The organism is Microbispora hainanensis (assembly GCF_006874475.1).
GTDB classification, from domain to species: domain Bacteria; phylum Actinomycetota; class Actinomycetes; order Streptosporangiales; family Streptosporangiaceae; genus Microbispora; species Microbispora hainanensis.
In genome coordinates, this window is record NZ_VIRM01000017.1 from 1 (window position 1) to 15,567 (window position 15,567).

General features: G+C 69.7%; 15 protein-coding genes. 8 read left to right on the forward strand and 7 right to left on the reverse strand.

Annotated elements, in window-relative coordinates:
• The 4 genes from FLX08_RS41390 to FLX08_RS41395 all read left to right on the forward strand — a co-directional run.
• On the forward strand, nucleotides 1–307 hold a 307-nt coding region (locus FLX08_RS41390), incomplete at its 5' end, for a cytidine/deoxycytidylate deaminase family protein (RefSeq protein WP_142619611.1).
• Between the two features lie 161 nt (nucleotides 308–468).
• Nucleotides 469–1,701, forward strand: coding sequence for an NAD(P)/FAD-dependent oxidoreductase (locus FLX08_RS15800; protein ID WP_244312676.1), 1,233 nt, complete (start codon nucleotides 469–471; stop codon nucleotides 1,699–1,701).
• 305 nt (nucleotides 1,702–2,006) lie between these two features.
• Nucleotides 2,007–3,710 carry a hypothetical protein gene (locus FLX08_RS15805; protein ID WP_167530436.1) on the forward strand — a complete coding sequence of 568 codons (1,704 nt, stop codon included), beginning with the start codon at nucleotides 2,007–2,009 and terminating at the stop codon, nucleotides 3,708–3,710.
• Nucleotides 3,707–3,862, forward strand: coding sequence for a hypothetical protein (locus tag FLX08_RS41395; RefSeq protein WP_208761487.1), 156 nt, complete (start codon nucleotides 3,707–3,709; stop codon nucleotides 3,860–3,862). Before FLX08_RS15805 ends, FLX08_RS41395 begins: the two co-directional genes overlap by 4 nt.
• Here the strand turns inward: FLX08_RS41395 and FLX08_RS15810 are convergent.
• The gene (locus FLX08_RS15810) at nucleotides 3,853–4,755 is read right to left on the reverse strand and encodes a VOC family protein (protein ID WP_142619613.1); all 903 of its coding nucleotides are present in this window, start codon (nucleotides 4,753–4,755) and stop codon (nucleotides 3,853–3,855) included. The two genes, FLX08_RS41395 and FLX08_RS15810, sit on opposite strands and share 10 nt — an antisense overlap.
• A gap of 445 nt (nucleotides 4,756–5,200) precedes the next feature.
• Here FLX08_RS15810 and FLX08_RS15815 point away from each other — a divergent pair, with 445 nt between their 5' ends.
• The 3 genes from FLX08_RS15815 to FLX08_RS15825 all read left to right on the forward strand — a co-directional run bounded on the left by FLX08_RS15815 (nucleotide 5,201) and on the right by FLX08_RS15825 (nucleotide 8,696).
• Nucleotides 5,201–6,907: a tetratricopeptide repeat protein gene (locus tag FLX08_RS15815; RefSeq protein ID WP_167530437.1), complete on the forward strand. Its 1,707-nt coding sequence runs from the start codon at nucleotides 5,201–5,203 to the stop codon at nucleotides 6,905–6,907.
• A 109-nt stretch (nucleotides 6,908–7,016) separates the two neighbouring features.
• Nucleotides 7,017–7,685 (forward strand): HEAT repeat domain-containing protein, encoded by a 669-nt coding sequence (locus FLX08_RS15820; protein WP_142619615.1) that lies wholly within the window; start codon nucleotides 7,017–7,019, stop codon nucleotides 7,683–7,685.
• Between the two features lie 21 nt (nucleotides 7,686–7,706).
• The gene (locus FLX08_RS15825; RefSeq protein ID WP_425280626.1) at nucleotides 7,707–8,696 is read left to right on the forward strand and encodes a HEAT repeat domain-containing protein; all 990 of its coding nucleotides are present in this window, start codon (nucleotides 7,707–7,709) and stop codon (nucleotides 8,694–8,696) included.
• Nucleotides 8,697–8,723: 27 nt separating this feature from the next.
• Here the strand turns inward: FLX08_RS15825 and FLX08_RS15830 are convergent, their stop codons facing one another.
• The 4 genes from FLX08_RS15830 to FLX08_RS15845 form a co-directional block, all read right to left on the reverse strand.
• Complete coding sequence (locus tag FLX08_RS15830) at nucleotides 8,724–9,344, reverse strand: hypothetical protein (protein ID WP_142619617.1); 621 nt, start codon at nucleotides 9,342–9,344, stop codon at nucleotides 8,724–8,726.
• Between the two features lie 79 nt (nucleotides 9,345–9,423).
• Nucleotides 9,424–9,726, reverse strand: a complete 303-nt coding sequence (locus tag FLX08_RS15835; RefSeq protein ID WP_142619618.1) for a hypothetical protein — start codon at nucleotides 9,724–9,726, stop codon at nucleotides 9,424–9,426.
• On the reverse strand, nucleotides 9,723–11,102 hold the full coding sequence (locus FLX08_RS15840) for an MFS transporter (RefSeq protein ID WP_208761488.1): 1,380 nt from the start codon (nucleotides 11,100–11,102) through the stop codon (nucleotides 9,723–9,725). The genes FLX08_RS15835 and FLX08_RS15840 overlap by 4 nt, the downstream gene beginning before the upstream one ends.
• A complete protein-coding gene (locus tag FLX08_RS15845) occupies nucleotides 11,099–11,662 on the reverse strand; it encodes a winged helix-turn-helix domain-containing protein (protein ID WP_142619619.1) in 564 nt (187 codons plus the stop codon). Before FLX08_RS15845 ends, FLX08_RS15840 begins: the two co-directional genes overlap by 4 nt.
• A 156-nt stretch (nucleotides 11,663–11,818) precedes the next feature.
• On the opposite strand from FLX08_RS15845, the gene FLX08_RS15850 reads away from it, so the two are divergent.
• A complete protein-coding gene (locus FLX08_RS15850; protein ID WP_142619620.1) occupies nucleotides 11,819–12,256 on the forward strand; it encodes an ester cyclase in 438 nt (145 codons plus the stop codon).
• Between the two features lie 135 nt (nucleotides 12,257–12,391).
• Here FLX08_RS15850 and pntB read toward each other — a convergent pair whose 3' ends face one another.
• Together pntB and FLX08_RS15860 are read right to left on the reverse strand one after the other, a co-directional pair.
• On the reverse strand, nucleotides 12,392–13,798 hold the full coding sequence (gene pntB / locus FLX08_RS15855; protein ID WP_142619621.1) for a Re/Si-specific NAD(P)(+) transhydrogenase subunit beta: 1,407 nt from the start codon (nucleotides 13,796–13,798) through the stop codon (nucleotides 12,392–12,394).
• Between the two features lie 2 nt (nucleotides 13,799–13,800).
• The gene (locus FLX08_RS15860; RefSeq protein WP_142619622.1) at nucleotides 13,801–15,381 is read right to left on the reverse strand and encodes a Re/Si-specific NAD(P)(+) transhydrogenase subunit alpha; all 1,581 of its coding nucleotides are present in this window, start codon (nucleotides 15,379–15,381) and stop codon (nucleotides 13,801–13,803) included.
• Between the last annotated feature and the right edge of the window lie 186 nt (nucleotides 15,382–15,567).

The following is a 15,567-nucleotide window of genomic DNA, read 5'->3' on the forward strand; positions in this document are numbered from 1 at the left end:
CGGCGGAGTGTCCCTGTGTCATGAGACCGGTGCCATCTGCCAGGCTTACACGCTCGACAAGAAGGTCACTGCCTCGGTGTGCGTTTATCGGGATTCCGGCCGTGACCGCGTCCTCGTCCTTCCCCCGTGCGGCATCTGCCAGGAGCGCTTGGCCTTGTGGGGGCCCGACGTGCAAGTCGGTGTGCCCGACGACTCCAGCGTGAAGGGATGGGGTGTTCGCACTCTTCGTGAGGTGAACCCGTTCTATTGGGGATCGCAGTTCACCGAAGATGGTGCCTGGCCTGCTCCTGACGTCCACTTTTCCTGACCTACATGACGAGCGAGCAGGCAACAGCCGGGATGATCAAGTGGACAAGGTGAATGTCGGCGCCTCGATCCGCGTCCAGATCCCCCCACTGACTTCAGTGCATCGCGTGCCTGCGCCCGTGCCCGACGAGTCGTGACCCACATCACACGCAGTCCCTGTCAGTGATCGCGCGCCTGTCCGGTTCAGGGGGTGGCAACCACCAGACAGGAGCGCATCATGAAGCACCGCATCGTCGTCCTGGGAGCCGGGTACGCCGGAGCCACACCGCCGGTCGCCTCGCCAAGCGGCTGCACCGCGACGACGTCGAGATCACCCTCGTCAACGGCGACCCGGAGTTCGTCGAGCGGATCCGGATGCACCAGCTCGCGAGCGGACAGGAGCTGCGGCCTCGCCCACTGCGCGACCTCTTCGCGGGCACCGGCGTACAGGTCCGGATCGCGCAGGTCACCGCCGTCGATGTGGAGCGCAAGACCGTCGATCTCGGCGGTGAGACCCTCTCCTACGACACCCTCGTGTACGCCCTGGGCAGCGTCATCGCCGATCAGGGCGTCCCCGGTGCCGAGGAGCACGCCTACAACGCGGCCGGCAAGCAGGCCGCTCTCCGGCTGCGGGCGCGCCTGAGCGAGGTGAAGCCCGGTGGGGCCGTGCTGATCGTGGGCGGTGGCCTGACCGGCATCGAGACGGCCACCGAGATCGCCGAAGCCCGCCCGGACCTTGAGGTCGCGATCGCCGCCCGCGGTCGCGTCGGCGGCTGGCTCAGTGACAAGGCCCAGCGTCATTTGCGCGGCGCCTTCGACCAGCTCGGCATCACGGTCCACGACGATGTCGATATCACGCGCGTGGAGGCGGACGGCGTGGTCACCGGTGCAGGCAGGATCGAGGCCCAGGTGACCGTGTGGACCGGGGGCTTCACCGTGCATCCGATCGCGGCCGCCACCACCCTCGAGGTGTCCGACACGGGCCGGATCGTCGTCGACGCCGGCATGCGATCGGTCTCGCACCCCGATGTGTACGCCGTCGGCGACGCCGCGTTCGCCGAAGGAGCGGGTGGCAAGCCGCTGCGGATGTCCTGCGCTTCGGCGAACCCGATGGCGTGGCTGGCCGCCGCCGTCATCGCCGCGCGTTTGACCGGTCGCAAGGTTCCCGAGACCACGATCGGCTACGTCTTGCAGTGCATCAGCATCGGACGCTGCGACGGCATCGTCCAGCGTGTGACCCCCGACGACCAGGTCATGCCCACCGCGTTCACGGGCCGGACCGCCGCCCGCATCAAGGAGATGATCTGCGCGAGCGCGGCCTGGGGCATCTCCCACCCGACCATGATGCGGCCGAGCCGCCGCCGCCGCCTCGCGGTCACCGGTGCGGCGGAGACCCGGACCCTCATCCGGTCGTGACGAAAAGCCCGAGCCGGCAAAGGGATTCGCGCTTGGCTTGACATAGAAACTGCTCGAATACGGAAACTCGTTGTCGGATTCGGCTACTTCGAGGCGGCCCGTACGTCCGTGCGATTGTGCCGCGCCCGGGTTTCCGGAGAACCGGAATCGAAGTCATGGAGTCGTGACGGGGCCGCTCGTCGTTCCGCTGTGTCCGGCTGTACGGCAGTGCCATACTAAGATCGCATCCCGTGCCTTCGAATGGCTTTTGGCGAATTATCAGGATTGGCGTAGTCGGCCTGGTTCTTGCGGCGGCGGTCACGGGGTTGGTGCTGGGCGACGCCTGGCTCTGGGCTGCCGTCGAATGGACGCCGCCGGCCTATGCGGAGTTCTTCATACGCGGCGGGTTCGACACCCCGATGGTTGTGGCGTTGCTCGTGGCCGCCCTGGTGAAGGCCGCGCTGCTGTGGCTGATCCTGCGTGCCCCCGCGCCGGGACCGCTGGACCGCCACGCGAAGGCACTGCGCCGGCTGCTGTATCTGGCGGTGGCGTACACCCTCGTGCTGTGGTATCCGATCGCGCTGCTTCCCGGCGCGGTCGACGCGGCGTTCCAGCTCGCGTTGTGGACCGCGATCGATGTCCTCTACCTGCTCGTCATCCGCTGGCGGTCCCGCGTGCTACGCGCGGTGGCCGGAGTGTTGTTCGCGGTCGAGCTGGCCGGGATGGCCGACGAACTGCTCGACGAACTCGACCTCCCACAGCTCGGATCGAGCACCATCGTCGAACTGAGCTTGATAGTGGGCGCAGCGGCCGCGATCGCCATCACGGTCGTCGGGCAGTGGCGCGACGGCCGGTGGAGCCGTGGCACGCAGGCCGCCGGGTGGCTGTCGGTGGGTGTCTACGCGCTGGCGATTCCGCTCAACGTTCTCCTGGGGAGGATCTCCGACGGTGGCCTGGTGGCGGTGGTCGTCATGGACGCGGCGGCGCTGATCAGCAGCGTGTGGATCGCGGCGACCGCCCGTGAACTTCCCACCGCGGGCCCCCAGGCGGACCTTCCGCCCGCGCGGCGGCGCGTGATCCGTGTCGCGGTGACGGCCGTGACCGTACTACCGGTCATCGCAGCGATCCACCCGGAGGTCACCCCGCACCTCACCTACACCGGCTGGTCGATGGACTGTTATGACCGGCCCGCATTCGGTGACCTGAAACCCGCGGAACGCGACGCCGCGTTCCTGTGCCGGGCGCGGAGCAGGGAGGGCGGAGTGCCGCCCGTGTTCCCGGACAGCCTGTCGGACCAGGAGATCCTCGCGTACGGGCGGATGCTGTGCCAGGCGAAGGACCGCGACGAGGAGCACGCGATTCTCACCCGGGCCGGGAGCGCGCGGCCCGCCTGGGGCGCGGACCCGTGGGACCTCGTCTACGTCTGCCCCGAGATCGTCGGCGCGACCCACCCGGAGCTGTTGCGGTCGACCACGGAGATGCAGGAGGCGGACGCCGCCTACATCGCCGAGCAGAACGCGAGGTGCCGCGACCCGTGGCCCCGGACGAAGGGTGTCGTCCAGGCCACGGCCAACTACTTCTTGTTCGTCGACGGCGATCCCGGCTATCTGGTCTACGACCCTGAGGACGAAGCAACCGAGGAGACGGCGGAGCAGGCGATGGACAGGGTCTTCGACGACGACGCCCTCATCGGGGTGGCCGGCAGCGCGGTGCTCATCGGCCATGTCGCGGATGTGGCCGATGTCTGCCTTACGGTGAAGGCCTTCCGCACTCCGCCGCCGCGGCGGACGGCCGGATGGGATCAGGTCAACGAGGTGCCGATCGTCAGCCGCAGCGGCAGGCTCACCGTGCCGGACATAAGCGAGGGCGGAGAGGTGGGCGCGGGTGCCCCGATGCCGAACCTGGCGATCGCGGGGAAGGGGCGCTACCGGCTCCGTGTCTACGTGCGGGTCCACGATTCAGGCGAGGAAGAGCACCTGGTCGTCGCCTTCCCGGGCACGTCGAGGAAGAGGCTCACGCTGAAGCCGTGAGCGGCCGGCGCATGACGCCGTTTCCCGTACGGCAGGCCGAGCATGCGCTCGAATGCGCCGACGGCCTGCCGTACGGTCTCCTGGATAAGGACCTGCACTGTCTCGTGGGCCGGGTGCCGGAGCCGACGTCAGGGGCACTTCCTCAGCCGTAGGTGGAGATCTCGATGAGGTTGTGGTCCGGGTCGCGGACGTACAGGCTGGTGATCGGGCCGAGCGCGCCGGTCCTGGGCACCGGACCCTCTTCGATGGGTACGCCCGAAGCGGTCAGATGGGCGGCCACCTGGTCCAGGGGTGAGTGGGTGATCAGGCACAGGTCGGCGCTGCCCGGCACGGGGTGGAGGGCGTGCGGCCGGATCTCGCGCCCGGCCTGGTGCAGGTTGATCTTGCTGGAGCCGAAGACGAGCGCGTGGCGGCCGTCGCCGAAGGTCACCGGCTCCATGCCGAGGGCGTCGCGATAGAAGGCGATGGTGCGGGGGATGTCGGCCACGGTCAGGACCAGGTGATCGAGGCTCGCGATGCGGACGGCGAAGGTCTCCTTGACGGCCTCCCAGGCGACCGGTGGCAGCAGGTCCCGGTTGCGGGCGAAGAACGCGTGCAGCGCGGCTCCGTGCTCGGTGCGGATGTCCGCGTTGTGCCGGGCGACGTCGATCTCGTTCGCGGCCGTGATCAGGATGAACGCCCGGAGTTCGGCGTCGGAGGGGTCCACCGTACGGCCCGTGAAGCGGTCGGCGAAGCGCAGGGCGGGATAGGTGGCCGCGCGGTCGCAGGAGGCGTAGAGATACACGAGCGCCTCGGCCGGGGCCCCGATCACCTCGGCCAGCGCGGCGCGATCGGCGAGGTCGAGGAGCGGGTGGTCGAAGCCGTCCGTGCCGTAGGCGGCGTGACACAGGCCGGCGAGCTGCACCTCTTCCGGCGCGCCCCAGTCCTTGAGCCGGGCGGCGACGCGCCGCAGGTGTTCCAGGAGCGTGCCCCCGGGGTGGGGGAGCCCGGCGGCGCCCCTGGAGGCGAGGAATGCGGTCGAATCCGTAAAGGTATCCGCTGTCATGTTCGCCTTGTATACACCGGCGCGTGAGAGCGGCCCGGGCAGGGGCCCTGATGCTTCAGCCTGCTTTCCCGGAGCCGGGCACGGAGGGCCGCTCTGATCGTTTCAGAGGACGGCCTCGCCGCCCTGGGTAATCTTCCCTGGTCAGGCCCTTTCTGCCGCACGGCGCGAGCCGCCGTCGGTATCGGGTTCGATCAGTGTTGCGTACAGTCCGAGGCGGTCCACGATTTCCGGGAACGCCCGCCTTCTGCCTCTTCGCGGACACCCGGAAAGCCGGCGTAGGAGCGTCGGCGGGACCGGGACGCCCGTCAGCGACGACGCTCACTGGAGGCGTGTGATGACGCCCGTTCGCCCGGCCGTTCGCCGTGGTCCTCGTTATGCGGCCGCACCCGCGAGCGCGATCGGAGCGCGGAATTCTTCTCTGCCGTGGCAGATTCTGTTCCTGATCGTGGCGGGAACGTTCGCCGTGCACGCCAACGGCCTCGGCAACGGGTTCGTCTATTTCGACGATCCCGAGGGCGTGGTGGACAACGTCTCCATCCGGGAGTTCAGTGCGGCCAACATCGGCTATTGGTTCACCACGCCGCTGCAGTTCATGTACACGCCGCTGGTGTACGTGTCGTACGCGATCGACTACATGTTCGGCCAGGGCGCCATCGGCATGTACCACTTCACGAACCTGATAGTGCACCTGGCCAACGTGGTGCTGGTGTTCCTGCTGTTCCGGCGGCTCACCGAGCGCGCTTTCCCGGCCTGTTTCGTCGCGGTGGCGTTCGCGATCCATCCCGTGAACGTCGACACGGTCGCCTGGATCTCCGCCCGCAGCAACCTGCTGGCGACGCTCTTCTCGCTGGCCGCGATTTCGCTCTACCTGCGTTATCTCGAGTCATGGCGATGGCGGCCGCTGGCCTGGTCGGTGGTCCTGTTCGGGCTGGCCGCGCTTTCCAAGTCGACCGCCGCCGCGCTTCCCGTGGTGTTGTTCCTCGTGGATTTCTGGCAGGGCCGCAGGCCGAGCCGGCGCCTGTTCCTGGAGAAGATCCCGTTCTTCGCCATCGCCGCGATCACGGTTCTCGCCGGGCTGAACGTGCGGCAGGACGTGGTCCCCCAGGGCGGATACACCGTGGCCGACCGGATCCTCCTGACCTGCTCGGCGGTGGTCGACCACCTGGTGCAGGCGGTCTATCCGTTCCATCTGTCGTTCGCCTACGAATACCCCCGCACGCCCTTCCCCTGGTATTTCTACGTTTTCCCGCTCGTGCTCGCGGCCGGGATCGCCGCCGCGTGGCTGGTGAGGCCGGCGCGCAGAATCTTCGTCTTCGGACTCGGATTCTTCGTGGTCACCATCGCGCCGACCCAGGCCGTGCTTCTCATCGACGGCTACCACGCGAACCGATACGTGTATCTGCCCTATCTCGGCCTCTTCCTCGTCTTCGGATATCTCGCGGACGCGGCGCTCCGGGGCCGCCATCGCGGGCTGCGGGCCGGTGCGATCGGGGTGACGGCGGTGTTCGCGATCCTCTTCGCCACGCTGACCGTCATCCGGAACACGGCCTGGGAGAACACGGAAACCATCATGAGCGACGCCATCGCCAAGGAGCCGGGCATCGCGTTGGCGTACAGCAGCCGGGGCATCGCCAGATTTCGCGGCGGAGACTACACGGGCGCCACATCGGATCTGGAACGCACGGTGAAACTCGACCCGGACTTCGTCCTGGCGCACCACTATCTCGGCCTGATCAAGTATTACGACGGCGACTACACCGGGGCGCTCAGGGAGCTCGACTATGAGGTGTCGCGGCTTCCGACCTTCGCGGTCGCGTACAGCGAGCGCGGTAAGACCAAAATCGCGCTGCGGGACTACTCGGGCGCGTACGCCGACCTTTCCACGGCCATCGCCTATGACCCGCAGCAGGCGGAGGCCTTCTACTCCCGGGGAGTGGCCGGGATCGGGCTGGACAACCCGCGCGATGCGATATCCGATCTGAACGCGGCGATCGGACTCATGCCCGAATATGCCGACGCCTATTATCAGCGCGGAGTGGCTGAGTCGCGGCTCGGCGACAGCGGCGCGGCCTGCGCCGACTGGAACACGGCGTCCTCCCTCGGCAACCCCGACGCGACCACGTCCCTCGCCGACAACCACTGCGCCGGTTGACCGTACGGCTGCCGGCGGGCTCCGCTTGACCTTGACTTCGCTCGGCCTTGACTTCGCTTGACCTTGACACAGTGACAAGCTCTTCACTGTGGCCGAGGAGGTGGTTGCGATGACCACGCAGGAAGGCGACACGACCACATTGCGCGTTCTGCACGCGCTGGAGGACGGCGACTCGTCGGTGCGGCTGAAGGCGGTGCTGGCGGTCGGCACGGCCCCGGACCCGCGGTTCGTCGGCAAGCTCGTCGAACGCTGCGCGATCGAGCCCGATTTCTACGTGCGCGACATGCTCACATGGGCGCTCACCCGCCATCCGTCATCGGTGACGGTTCCCAGGCTCGTGGAGGAACTCCGCTCGGAGCGTGCGCAGGCGCGCAGCCAGGCGTTGCACACGCTGTCGAAGATCGGGGACCGGCGGGCATGGCCGGCGATCACGCGGGCGCTGCTGACCGACGCCGACGACGAGGTGGCGCGGAGCGCCTGGCGGGCGGCGGTCGTGCTCGTGCCCGATGATGAAGAATCCGAACTGGCCGGAGTGCTGGCGACACAGCTCGGACGCGGCGAGCGGGAGACGCAGCTGAGCCTGAGCCGGGCCATGGCCGGGCTCGGTGAGGTGATCAAGCCGATCCTGCGCGAGGCGATGACGAGCCGCGACGAGCGCGTACGCCGGCACGCGTTGGCCACGGAACGGCTGCTGCGCGATCCGGATGCGGGATTCGAGTTCGCGATGGAGGAGGCGAAGCGCGTCGCGGTCCTCGGCACGGCCGGCCAGGAGGGGTGACATGGGGTGTTGATCGGCGAGGTGGCACGACGGTCGGGGGTCAGCGCCCGAATGCTCCGGCATTACGAGTCGCTCGGCCTGGTGCGGCCGACCGGTCGCAACGAGGCCGGCTATCGGGAGTATTCCAGCGAGGACATCGCGCGGATCTTCCACATCGAGAGCCTGCGGTCGTTGGGGCTGTCGCTGCGTGAGGTCGGGCGCGCGCTGGACGATGCCCGTTTCACGCCCTCGGAACTCGTCGAGGACCTCATCCGCCGTACGCGCGAACGCATCGCGGCCGAGACGGAGCTGCTCACGCGGCTGCGCCGGATCGGCGCCGCCGAGCCCGCCGGTTGGGAGGACGTTCTCCGGATCGTGGCACTCCTCCAGGCCCTGGGGTCGGAGAGCGCAGGCAAGCGCCAGCAGGCGGCCCTGGCCACGGCCGAAGAGGTCGCGGCGCCCGTGGAGGCGCTGGCCGAGGCGGCGTTGAGCGAGACGGACCCGAACGTCGCCGGAGCCCTTCGCTGGGCTCTGGCGCGATCGGGCGACGACGCGGTGGCGCCGCTCGCGGAGGGCCTCGGCTCACCGGTGGCCGAAGTGCGGAAGCGTGCCGTCCAGTCCATCGCCGAGATCACGGGCGATGCGGCGACCGCGCTGCTGCAGGACGCGCTCACGAACCCCGACGCCGACGTCCGCAGGCGTGCGGCTCTGGCGCTCGGGGCACGTGGGGTGGCCGGCGCGGTCCCGACGCTCATCGACATGATCGTCGAGGGGGTGAACGACGTGGACGCGGCCGATGCGCTGAGCGCGCTGGCGGCCGATCCCGTGCTGGCGGATCGGATCGCCACCGGGCTCGTCGGCCGCCTCGCCCAGGGCGGCATCGAGTCGTCCGGACGCCGGCGGCTGACGCAGGCGCTCGCCGACATCCCGGGGGACATCACCTCACGCGCCCTGGCCGATCTGTCGAACGACGACGACCGGGCCGTCGCGCTCACCGCGACCTACCTGCTCACGCTGCGCGGCGCGCAATGACGGATCTCGTCTGAAGCCGGCCCGGCATCACCGCCGGGGTTCGCGCCCGCGAACATCGAGGGAGCCCTGGCCGAGGATCAGGGACTTCCGGCTGACCGCCTCCCCGTCTGTCCACAGTCGGTGTGGGCCATCGAAGGCATCGGATCGGAGCCGGAACCGGCTCACGTCGCCCACGTCGAAAACGTGCAGCCGCCACCGCCGGCTCGGGGAGTCTCCGGCCGGTGGGTGGGCGAGCAGCACGACGGCGGAGGAGTCCCACGGCGTCTTGTAACGGGCGTGCGCGGCTGTGTACTCGGCGAGCCGGAGCTCGGCCTCCGGCGGTAGGCCGAGATCCTGTGTCCCGGGGTCCGGGAGCGCCGCCCCTTGTGCGGTGATTCCTTCGATCCATCCTCTGGTGATGTCCGGGAGTGGTTCCGAGCCGGCGATCCCACGGAGTTCGTCGATGAACCAGGGGGCCAGAGCGGGCCCGCCGTTCGTGATCCACGTCTCGACCAGGTTGCGGAAGGCGCTTTCGCGGCGGCTGCCTCGAAGGGCGCCCGCGGCCAGGATGTCCGTGCCGGCGCCGGTGAGCGCGCGGGCGAGCAGCCGGACGGGGATCCGACCGGCGTTGCGGGGGTAGTGGGTCGTGCGGATCTGCAGCATGGCCATGTGCACGAGCCTGGCGGCGACCAGCACCGCGCCCTCTGGCTGTGGCCGGTGTCGCTCACGCGCACGGCGGGTTCGTTGCCTACGAGGCGGGGTCCGCTGGTCGGTGCCCCGCCGCCGCGGCCTGTTCGACCATCCGGCTCCGCCGCTCCGGTCCGAAATCGGCCATCCATATGAGGGCCGCGCGGGCACGCCGTTCCCGCCCGATGGACGTGCGGGCGGTCGCGGCGTGGAACAGAGGGAAGGTGTTGTTGTCCCAGACGTCCGCGACCTCGTTGATGGTTCGCCGGTCGTACGTCCGTGCGTCTGACGCCTCCGCGATCTGTACGAGTGACCTGTCCAGCAACGAGCCCAGGGCGGGCAGCGCTGTCCCTCTTCTGATCATTCGCACGGGATATCACGATCGGCCCGCTCTGTGTGCAGGACCGTGTGCAGGACCGGGGGCAGGACCGGTTCCGCACGACGGCGCGGGGCGGGGAAGTCGCGCAGCGGACGGAACGGGCTGAGCAGCAGGATCGCGACCGACAGGAGCTGGACGACGGCCATCACGATCATGGTCTCGCGTACGCCGATCGCCTCGCCGAGCAGGCCGCCGAGCAGCCCGCCGAGAGGGATCGCGCCGTAGTTCAGGGCCGAGGTGCTCGCGGTGATCCGCCCGAACATGTCTGCCGGGCAGTAGTGCTGGCGGAAGGTGCCCACCAGGATGTTCGAGGCCACCACGCCCAGGCCGGTGCCGAAGCCCGCGGCGGCGAAGAGCGCCAGTCCCGCGCCGCCGGTGCCGACCGGCCCGAGCAGAGCCATCGGTGCGGCGAGCGCCTCGCACAGCAGGAACCCCCGTGCGGGTCCGAACCGCGTGGCCACCCGGCCGGACAGCGCGGCGCCGAACAGGCCGCCCGAGCTCGCCACCGCCAGCACGACGCCCACCTGTCCCGCCCCCGCCCCGAGATCCCGGGTGAGAAACACGACCTGGATCGACGCGTAGCCCATCAGGGCGATGTTGGACATCGCGCTGAAGGCGGTGAGCGTACGCAGGTAGGGGTCGCGCACGACGAACCGCAGCCCGTCGCCGATCTCCGTGCGCAGCCGCCGTTGCGCGCCGGTCTCCCGGCGGGCCTCGCGCGTGCGCACCGAACGCAGGCACAGCACGGCGATCGCGAAGCTGACCGCGTCGGCCAGCACGCCGCTGACGGCGCCGAACCACTGCGCGAGCAGCCCCGCCAGCCCGGGACCGGCGATCTGCGCGGCCGACTCGCTGCCCTGGAGTTTGGCGTTGGCCTCCAGCAGCCGCTCACGCTCGACCAGGACGGGCAGGTAGGCCCGGTAGGCGAGAGTGAAGAACACCCTCGCCGCGCCGGCCGTCGTCGCCGCCACGAGCAGGTGCGTCGTCGTCAGCGCGCCGAGCCAGGCCACGATCGGCACGCTCGCGAACACCACCATGGAGACGGTGTTGCACACCAGCATCACCGGCCGTTTCGGCATCCGGTCGACCCACGCGCCCGCGGGCAGCCCGACCAGCAGCCACGGCAGCCAGGCGGCCGCGGTCAGCAGTCCGACCGCCAGGGGGCTCGCGTGCAGGGTCACCACGGCGACCAGCGGGAGCGCCACGCCGCCGACGGAACCGCCGAGCGTGCTCGTCGTCTCGCCGATCCAGAGCAGCCGGAAGTCGCGCGTGCCCAGCAGGCCGCCGCGTGCGGCCGGCGTGGTCACGGCCGGCGTCGCGGCCACGGGCGGTGTCGCGGTCACGGGCGGCGTCGTGGTCACGGCCGGCCCGGTACGGCGCGGGCGGTGAGGAAGACCAGCTCGCGTTCCTCCCCGTCGTCGGGGACCTCCCGGTCGGCCAGCGAGGCGAACAGGGCGAGGATCTTCTCCTCCAGTTCGGCGAGCTCGGCCACCGACAGCCTCGCCCAGTGGTCGGTGGTGAACGCCGCTCGCCGCCACGCCTCCGGGTAGCCGTCGCGCTCGGCGAACCACTGCCGGGCGAGCGCGGTCTGCCGCTCGAGGACGAGCGATTCGGCCGCCGCCGCCACCGGATCGTCGGGGAAGTCCGACGCCGACCAGCTGAGGACGTCCGGCGACCTGCGCCACCAGCGTTCCCGCCGGTCACGCGCGAGCTCGGGCACCTCCTCGACGAGTTCGCTCGCGGCGAGAACCTTCAGGTGGTGGCTGATGTTGCCGACGGCCTGCCCGGTCCTGTCGGCCAGCACCGACGCCGTCGAGGGCCCGTCCACCCGCAGGATGTCGAGCAGCCGCCGGCGCAGCGGGTGGGACATCGCGGCCAGCACCTTCGAGTCGCGTACTTCACGCGTGGGGCGATCACTCACCCGCTCACCCTAGGCGTACAAGTGGCATTGTGCAACAGCTCTTGTGTATCTGCAGACGTGTCGTCTTTTGCCAAGGCAAGGCACTACGGGAACCATGAGAAAACCACTCTTTGCGTAAGTTAAGTAGCCGAGATTTCGACGCATCGAGGGTGCCTTATGGCTACTTTCTGGGACCTCAAGCACTGGTTGACCGACGCGATCAACATGCACGACATCCGGGGAATACTCGCCTGCTACAGCCCCAGCGCGGTGTATGTCACCCCGTCAGGCGTGGCGGAGGGCCACGACCAGATCGCCTGGATGTACGAGCAGTTCTTCAGGGCCTTTCCGGACTTCCGCGCGACGGCCTGGTTCGAGCTCGGCGACTGTGAGAACCCCGCCGTCACGGAATGGACCTATACCGGCACCCATGAGGGTGCTTTCCTGTTGCCGGACGGGCGCGAGATAAGGGGAACGGGCCGTCACATCACCATCCGCGCCACCTGTTCGACCTTCGTCCACGACGACAAGATCGTCACGCACCGGGAATACTTCGACCAGCTGGAGCTCTACAGCCAGCTCGGCTTCGGGCTGACGAAGATCGAGCACGGGTGACCGGGGCCGGGAGGCGTCGCGCCCCCGGCCCGGATCGTCGTCCACGGTCAGACGGTCGCAGTCAGACGGTCGCAGTCAGGCGGTCCGCAGTCAGACGGTCCGCAGTCAGACGGTCGCAGGTCCGACGGTCGCGCGTCAGAGCGCGGAGACGATCTCCTCGACCCGCTGCCGGGCGTCGCCGAAGAGCATCCTGCTGTTGTCGCGAAAGAACAGAGGGTTCTGCACACCGGCATACCCCGTGGCCATCGACCGTTTGAAGACGATCACGTTCTCCGCCTCCCACACGCGCAGGACGGGCATCCCGGCGATGGGGCTGTCCGGGTCCTCGACGGCCCCGGGATTGACCGTGTCGTTGGCGCCGATGACGAGGACGACCGTCGTGGTGGCGAAATCGTCGTTGATCTCGTCCATTTCGAGAACGATGTCGTACGGCACCTTGGCCTCGGCGAGCAGGACGTTCATGTGACCGGGCAGGCGGCCGGCGACCGGGTGGATGCCGAAGCGCACCTCGACGCCGCGCTCCCGCAGCCTGCGGGTGAGCTCGGCGACCGGATACTGCGCCTGCGCGACCGCCATGCCATACCCGGGGGTGATGACGACCGACTTGGCCTCCTTGAGCAGGTCGGCGGTCTCGACGGCGGTGATCTCCCGGTGCTCGCCGTAGTCGCGGTCGCCGGAGGGGCCCGCCTCGATGCCGAAGCCCCCGGCGATCACGGAGATGAACGACCGGTTCATCGCCTGGCACATCACGTACGACAGGTAGGCACCGGACGAGCCGACGAGGGCGCCGGTGACGATCAGCAGGTTGTTGTCGAGCAGGAACCCGGACGCCGCGGCCGCCCACCCCGAGTAGCTGTTGAGCATCGAGACGACGACGGGCATGTCCCCGCCGCCGATGGAGGCGACCAGGTGCCAGCCGAGCAGCAGCGCCACGACGGTCAGCGCGACGAGCAGCCCGAGGTTCGGGGAGGCCACGAAGAGCACGGTCAGCACCGCGAACGCCGCGAGCGCGCCCAGGTTCAGGGAGTTCTTGCCCGGCAGCATCATCGGGCGGGAGTCGATCCGGGCCGACAGCTTGAGGAACGCGACGATCGACCCGGTGAAGGTGAGCGCTCCGATGAACACGCCGATGGACACCTCGGCGTGATGGACGCCCAGCAGCGAGCCGGGCAGCTCGGCCAGCGCCCCGCCCCCGTTTTCCACCTCAAGGAAGCCGTTCCACCCGACGAGCACGGCGGCGAGACCGACGAAGCTGTGCAGGATGGCGATCAGTTCCGGCATCGCGGTCATCTCGACGATCCGGGCCCGCCAGAGCCCGACGGCGGCACCGATCGCCATCGCGACCAGCAGCAGGACCACCGTGAGGGTCGCGGCGCCGTCCGCGGCGAGGACGACCGTCGCGGCGAGCGCGATGACCATGCCGGAGATGCCCAGCACGACGCCGGAGCGCGCGGTCTCGTGCTTGGACAGCCCGGCGAGGCTGAGGATGAACAGCAGGGCGGCGACGATGTAGGCGGCCTGCGCGGCCGTGGAGAGGGTCACGGTCAGCTCCTCGTGAACATGCCGAGCATGCGCCGGGTCACGGCGAAGCCGCCGACGATGTTGATGCTCGCCAGCAGGATGGCGACGAACGACAGGACGGCGACGACCCCGTCGCCCTGGCCGATCTGGAGCAGCGCGCCCACCACGATGATCCCGGAGATGGCGTTGGTGATCGACATCAGCGGTGTGTGCAGCGCGTGGTGGACGTTGCCGATCACGTAGTAGCCGATCACGATCGACAGCACGAAGACGGTGAGGTGCTCGATCAGCGCGTTCGGCGAGAAGGCGGTCAGCAGGAACAGCACGACGGCGACGGCGGCGGTGACCAGATGGCGTCGCCGTCCGGGCGGTGACGGCGGTCGCCCGGCGGGGGCCGCGGCCGTTTCCCGCACCGGAGCGGAGGCGGCGGACGAGGGGGCGGTTGCAGGGGTTGTGGGTGCGGCGCTCACCGGCACGGGCGGCGGCGGCCAGGTCTTCTCGCCGTCGCGGACGACGGTCATCGCGCGCTGCACGACGTCGTCGAAGTCCAGCACGAGCCGGCCGTCCGCGCCGGGGGTGAGCAGCTTCATCAGGTTGACGAGGTTGGTGCCGTAGAGCTGCGAGGCCTGCGCCGGCAGCCGCCCCGCGAGGTCGGTGTAGCCGATGATGGTCACGCCGTTGCCGGTGACGACCGCCTCCCCGGGCCGGGTGCCCTCGACGTTCCCGCCCTGCGCGGCGGCCATGTCGACGACGACGCTGCCCGGGCGCATGCGCGCCACGTGCTCGGCCGTGAGCAGCCGGGGGGCGGGACGTCCGGGGATCAGGGCGGTGGTGACGACGATGTCCACGTCGGCGGCCTGCTCGGCGTACATCTCGGCGGCGCGGCGGTCGTAGTCGCGCGAGGTCTCCCGGGCGTACCCGTCCGTGCTCGCCGCCTGCGCGACCCCGACGTCGAGGAACTCCGCGCCCAGCGACCGCACCTGCTCGGCCACCTCGGGACGGGGGTCGGTCGCCCGCACGACCGCGCCCAGGCTGGTCGCCGTGGCGATGGCCGCCAGGCCCGCCACGCCCGCGCCCGCCACCAGGACCTTGGCCGGGGGGACCTTCCCCGCCGCGGTCACCTGGCCGGTGAAGAGGCGCCCGAACGCGTGCGCCGCCTCGATGACGGCGCGATAACCGGCGATGTTCGCCATCGAGCTCAGCACGTCGAGTGACTGCGCGCGGGAGACACGCGGCACGGCGTCCATCGCGAGCACGGTGATCGGCCGTCGCGCGAGCGCGTCCACCAGGCCGGGGTCGGCGGCCGGGCCGATCAGGGAGACGAGCGTGGTTCCGTCGTGCAGGGCCGTGATCTCGTCCGCCGACGGCGCGTTCACCTTGAGCACGATGTCGGCGTCCCACGTCTCCTCGCGGCCGGCGATCCGCGCCCCGGCCCCGGCGTACGCGTCGTCGGTGAAGCCCGACCGTCTGCCGGCGCCCGATTCGACGATCACCTCGTAGCCGAGCGAGACCAGATGGGGGACGGTGGCCGGGGTGGCCGCCACCCGGGTCTCGCCCGGCGCCGATTCGGCGACCACGCCCAGGCGTTGTGCTGAGTGACTCATCACGATCCTTTCTGTCGTGCGGGTCGTCGGGTTGGCCGACCCTGCGGTCGCCGCCGTCCTCCGCTCACTCGTGGGTCGCGGTGATATGGAACGGCGGCATGCCATGCGTCGCCGTACGGGCGGCGGTGAAAGGGATGAATGCAATTTGATGCGAATATCGGGGAAATTGTCCCGACTTTCCGTGGC